This is a genomic window from Nitrospirota bacterium (assembly GCA_013388455.1).
In the GTDB taxonomy this organism is placed as follows: Bacteria; Nitrospirota; Thermodesulfovibrionia; order Thermodesulfovibrionales; family SM23-35; genus JACAFF01.
The window spans coordinates 1-5,336 of sequence record JACAFF010000015.1 but is presented as its reverse complement, the minus strand read 5'-3'; the positions used below and the strand labels follow the sequence as shown (position 1 = coordinate 5,336).

Annotated in this window: 6 protein-coding genes and 1 CRISPR repeat array; all 6 genes read left to right on the top strand. The window is 34.3% G+C overall.

The annotated features are described in order from the left end of the window. The first annotated feature begins 194 nt into the window (after nucleotides 1-194). The 6 genes from HXY53_03710 to cas2 (HXY53_03685) all read left to right on the top strand — a co-directional run bounded on the left by HXY53_03710 (nucleotide 195) and on the right by cas2 (HXY53_03685) (nucleotide 4,080). Nucleotides 195-1,328: a DUF1887 family protein gene (locus tag HXY53_03710; protein ID NWF75673.1), complete on the top strand. Its 1,134-nt coding sequence runs from the start codon at nucleotides 195-197 to the stop codon at nucleotides 1,326-1,328. Beyond that, nucleotides 1,313-1,576, top strand: coding sequence for a hypothetical protein (locus HXY53_03705; GenBank protein NWF75672.1), 264 nt, complete (start codon nucleotides 1,313-1,315; stop codon nucleotides 1,574-1,576). Before HXY53_03710 ends, HXY53_03705 begins: the two co-directional genes overlap by 16 nt. A gap of 123 nt (nucleotides 1,577-1,699) precedes the next feature. Continuing rightward, on the top strand, nucleotides 1,700-1,981 hold the full coding sequence (cas2, locus tag HXY53_03700; GenBank protein NWF75671.1) for a CRISPR-associated endonuclease Cas2: 282 nt from the start codon (nucleotides 1,700-1,702) through the stop codon (nucleotides 1,979-1,981). Between the two features lie 13 nt (nucleotides 1,982-1,994). Beyond that, nucleotides 1,995-2,954, top strand: coding sequence for a CRISPR-associated endonuclease Cas1 (gene cas1 / locus HXY53_03695; GenBank protein NWF75670.1), 960 nt, complete (start codon nucleotides 1,995-1,997; stop codon nucleotides 2,952-2,954). A gap of 32 nt (nucleotides 2,955-2,986) precedes the next feature. Then, nucleotides 2,987-3,808, top strand: coding sequence for a CRISPR-associated endonuclease Cas1 (locus HXY53_03690; GenBank protein ID NWF75669.1), 822 nt, complete (start codon nucleotides 2,987-2,989; stop codon nucleotides 3,806-3,808). Continuing rightward, nucleotides 3,805-4,080 carry a CRISPR-associated endonuclease Cas2 gene (gene cas2, locus HXY53_03685; protein NWF75668.1) on the top strand — a complete coding sequence of 92 codons (276 nt, stop codon included), beginning with the start codon at nucleotides 3,805-3,807 and terminating at the stop codon, nucleotides 4,078-4,080. The genes HXY53_03690 and cas2 (HXY53_03685) overlap by 4 nt, the downstream gene beginning before the upstream one ends. 268 nt (nucleotides 4,081-4,348) lie before the next feature. Then, nucleotides 4,349-5,242: a CRISPR direct-repeat array (repeat unit 36 nt; unit sequence GTAGGAAATTAGACCTGATGAAAAAGGGATTGCGAC). Nucleotides 5,243-5,336 lie beyond the last annotated feature (94 nt).

The following is a 5,336-nucleotide window of genomic DNA, read 5'->3' as shown; positions in this document are numbered from 1 at the left end:
ACCTTATAGAACCTGATACAGATACTCTTTATTCGATCACTCGAAAGATTTTACATGATTGTGAAGATATAAGATTCAGAAGGGAGATAAAGGTTGAACAGGGTCGATAAACTTTTTGGCTTCATGGAAGAAACCATTGATTATTTTTTAAAAAAACTCGAAGGGATGGACAGAGATCGATAAGGAGAATATCCATGAAAAATATTCACGTTTGCCTTGTATCTGATCAGCCTATACCGAACCTCACAACAGCGATCCAATTTAATCCTGATAAGATAATTTTATTAACTACTCTTGAAATGAAACAAAAGGCAAAAAGACTGGAAGGCGTCTTAAATAGCAAAGGCTATGATGTCATGCAGAATTCAATATCTGCATATGAAATCAATAAAGTAATTGACGAATGTGAAAAAATTTTAGATCGATTTAAGGATTCCGAAATTTCATTAAATATTACAGGTGGAACAAAAATAGGTACTTTAGGAACATTTAAGGCATTTAACACGAGAAATAAGCCAATATTTTATGTAAACACATTTGACAATGAAATACTTCAACTTTTCCCAGAAGACAAACAGTCTAAAATACCTATTGAAGTTAAGATTTCTATAAAAGATTATCTGGCTGTATATGGTTTTAAAATGCAAAAATATGTAAAGGATGATAGCAATATTTATAAAAGAAAGAAACTCACAGAATATTTAGCTCACTTATCAGTACATGCAGAAAACATAATAGGTAAAATAAATTATGAATTGCATGGATATGAAAATTTTGATTATCCTTTTAAACTAAGTCTTGATCCAAGTGAAAATACATATAAACTATTCGATTTCCTTAATGAAGCAAATCTTGCAAAGCTTATAAATAAAAGAACAATAGAAATCACAGATTATGAGACAGCAAGATATCTTGCAGGTATATGGTTCGAAGAATATGTTTATATGACTGCAAAAAGCATTCAGCCAGATGAGACTAAACTCAACGTTGAAGGGGCTTGGGATATCTCGGGAAAATATATTCCCAAAAATGAATTTGATATTTTAATATCTAAAGGCAATAGACTTTTTTATATCTCATGTAAGACTGCTAACCCTGAAAGAAAAGTAGATGATTCCGAAGAAGGAATTGCCAAAGAGTATCTTTATGAGCTTGATTCTATTTCAGACACTGCGCTCGGTCTTTTTGGAAAAGGAATGCTCGCCTCTGCAAGGGGAATAAAAAATGATTATGTGCGAAAAAGAGCAGAGTTACTAAAAATTGAGTTAGTAGATGGGAAAAGAATTATCAATCTGAAGGAAGCTTTAAGACAATGGATAAGCAAATAATAATAAATGTTAATAAACTTTTTACAACGTCTAAAAATAAAGATATTGCAAAGCTTGCTAAGTTAGATACTTATATCTCAAAAGCCAAGGCTCTTGCCGGGGAAGGCAATGAAGTCATCCTCACCGGTCAGGCTCCTGTCTGGCTTTATCTGAAAATAGCGCATGCATTACATGGAAAAGCGAGGAAGTTGATATACAGAAGTCCTGTAACAGGAGATGTAGTTATATTTGATCATAGCCCGGATTAATCGCCTTCGGCGGTTTGTTCTTTGACAACTCTAAGAAAATATTTTCGCAATATTTCTTTTGCTGACAGCCACCCTTAATCCATTTATCCTAAAATCAGGAGCATCGAATATTAAATAGTTGCCATGGAAAGGACACTTTACCTTATTGCCTATGACATCTCAAATGACAAGAGGCTTAACCGTGTTCGGAACTTTCTCAAGGGTTACAGCACAGGTGGGCAGAAGTCTGTCTATGAATGTTTTCTGACAGATGGTGAGCTGAGATATGTGAAGAGAAAACTTGAAAGACTCATTAGGGAAGATGAAGACAGGGTTCACATATTCACTATGGATGGCAGAAGCAGAACACATACACTCGGAATTGCAGTTCAACCAAAAGATCCAGAGTATTTTTATATCGGGTAAATTAAAGGATATTATGGGCACAGCATATATTGACAGAAAAGATATTCATATCAAACTTGATGGGCAATCTCTTGCAATCTATTCAAACAATGCTCGAGAAGGTGTAATACCTATCAAACCATTGAAAAGAGTAGTCATTGTAGGCAATGTGATGCTTGATACCAATGTATTGCACAGGCTTTCGGATAACAATATCAGTGTTTTGTTCCTCTCTGGTAAAACTATGCGTTTCAGAGGAATGCTGCATGGCAGACTGCATAATAATGGTATCCTGAGATTGAAACAGTACGAAAAAGCTCTAACCGATTTTGGTAAAGAGATGGCTTTGCGTTTTGTGGCAACTAAAATAAAAAATCAGGTTTTATTTCTTAAAGAATTGTCAGAGCAAATAGAAGAAAAAAGATTTTATTTTTCTCAGGCAATAGAAACACTCGAAAAAATACGCGAAAAGCTAAATAATTCTATTGATCTCGATTCTTTAAGAGGATTTGAAGGAGGCGCATCAGCAACTTATTTTTCAACATTTACAAGAATATTCCCCGAATCCCTTGAGTTCAGGAAAAGGAACAGACGTCCACCCGAAGATCCTGTAAACGCAATGCTATCGCTATGCTATACGCTTTTGCATTACGAAGTAGTTAGAGAAATCGAAACTATCGGACTTGATCCTACAATTGGTTTTTATCATCAATTTGAGTACGGAAGAGAATCTCTTGCATGTGATTTAGTAGAGATATTCAGAACTGATGCTGATAAAATGGTCTGGAAAGTTTTCAGAGATGGGATATTTACTCCAAAAGATTTCTCTAAGGAAAATGAAAGGCCAGGATGTTATTTGAAAAAGGAAAGCAGAAAAATATTTTATCCAGTATATGAGGAATGGGCTAAGGAAATAAGATTAATTATAAAGGAAGAGGTCAGAAAACTTGCTGAAACAATAATTAATAATGAAGAAACAGGAGTTAAAAATTAATCATTACGGATTAATTATTGGTAATTGAAAAGATGGAAAGAACATTATATTTAAATGAAAACAAAGAATTAAAGGTAATAAGAGATGGTCCTTCTGTATGGGTAAAAGAGGAAGGGAAAGCGGGCAGTCGTGTTCCCGCAAGGTTAATTGGAAGAGTAGTAATTATTGGAAATGTTAAAATTGAATCTGGTGTTATAACGCTTTTTACAGATCGTAACATTCCTGTAACTTTTATAAATTACAGAGGTGAGTCGGTAGCAGTTGCATTGCCATATAATGATAAACTCCCCCGTCATTATGAAGACCAAAAGATATTTCTCAAAAACGAACAGAATATATTACGTTTCAAAAACTGGCTTGAATCCAGAAGAAAAGAGATTCAACTGAATGTTGTTAAGAGACTGTCAAAAAGAATTTTATTTAAATTTACCAGATTTGGCTTCAGGGAGAAAGATTATCGAAGTATTATTAATCAATTCAGAAAATGCAGTCTGGAACAATGGCAGGTTATCACAGTAATAATTTCCAATCTTCTTAGAGAAATGATTATCGGCTCTCTTATAAGAGCTGATCTTGACCCGCATATGGGTGTATTACACAGAAGGCATAATTTCAGTCTTGCTCTTGATCTATGTTATATACTCGAAGCAGAAATAGATGTACAGTCTCTGCAGTTTCTGAAACAAAAAATTGAAAATGAACGTCTTATTAAAGAGAATAAAAATTGGTATGTATCTAAAGAAGGAATGAGGGACATTATACATCGTTTTGAAAATAGAAAAAATCAACTTACAAATATAACTGAACAATTAATTGATGATATCTTTGAAATGATGAGAGAGTTGAGAAAATGAAAACAAATTATTTAATCTGTTATGATGTTCGAGAACCAAGAAGGTTGAGCAGGGTTTACAAATTTATGAAAGGCAGAGCTCTTCATATACAATATTCTGTTTTTCACTGTTCTTTACAATGGGAAGATTTACAGGAATTAAAAAGTAAACTGAAAGATTTAATAAAAGAAGATGAGGATGATATAAGGATTTATCCATTGCCTTTAGAAGAAAAGGTGATTGTAATGGGCTGTGGAGACAGAATTCCTGATGGCGTTGATATTTTTATTTAATAAAAAAATTTTTGCATATTGAAAGTCTATGTTGTATAATTTTTTTGTATTCAGGTTGTTTTATTTTTGTTCTTTGACAATTAACTTTACTGTCGCAAAATTTATTTTTTAGTACTCAGTACTTAAAAAGAACCTTAAGAAAGGTGACAAAATATGTCAATTTTGACCAATCCATGCATTCAAAAATTAGTTACTATTGAACACATTAAAATATCAGAAAAGTCATTTTCTAACTATTTGAAAAACAAAGTTTTTTAAGGGGGGTACTGTAGGAAATTAGACCTGATGAAAAAGGGATTGCGACCTTGAAATGCAAGAAAATGTGAGATGTATCTGCTGTAGGAAATTAGACCTGATGAAAAAGGGATTGCGACTAAACAAAATTTCCGCTATCATTACTATAACTATAGTAGGAAATTAGACCTGATGAAAAAGGGATTGCGACAATACCAGCAATCACCATTACCGGGCATACTAACGTAGGAAATTAGACCTGATGAAAAAGGGATTGCGACAGCCCACCAATCATTATGGCTTGAAAGTTTTCAGTTTTGTAGGAAATTAGACCTGATGAAAAAGGGATTGCGACGTAGCCTGCTTTTAAATAATCTTTCATTTTACTTCTCTTGTAGGAAATTAGACCTGATGAAAAAGGGATTGCGACCCACAAACCCTTTAACATATTGCTTGCATTGCTTTGTAGGAAATTAGACCTGATGAAAAAGGGATTGCGACCAGGGGCCCTGGGGGTCGGGTCAATCTCGAACCCGAAGTAGGAAATTAGACCTGATGAAAAAGGGATTGCGACCTGATGGTAAGCAGGTCATCTATATCATTGCTTGTAGTAGGAAATTAGACCTGATGAAAAAGGGATTGCGACTTTGATTTATCATATGCTCCTTGATATCTTCATAGTAGGAAATTAGACCTGATGAAAAAGGGATTGCGACAAGGACAGTTATGTCCTTTTCCATTTCGATAGGTAGTAGGAAATTAGACCTGATGAAAAAGGGATTGCGACCTGAATTTCAAGACTATTTCTTTCATAGAACACCGTAGGAAATTAGACCTGATGAAAAAGGGATTGCGACGCAGGTCAACAAAGAATATGTCGTCAAACCTTGTGGTAGTAAATTAGACCTGATGAAAAAGGGATTGCGACAACCCGCCTGAGGCGGAGATGAAAGTGAAAGATGAAAGTGAAAGGGGAAGAAACATTTGCAGAGAAAGTAGTGTCACTTTTAACTTTCGACGTT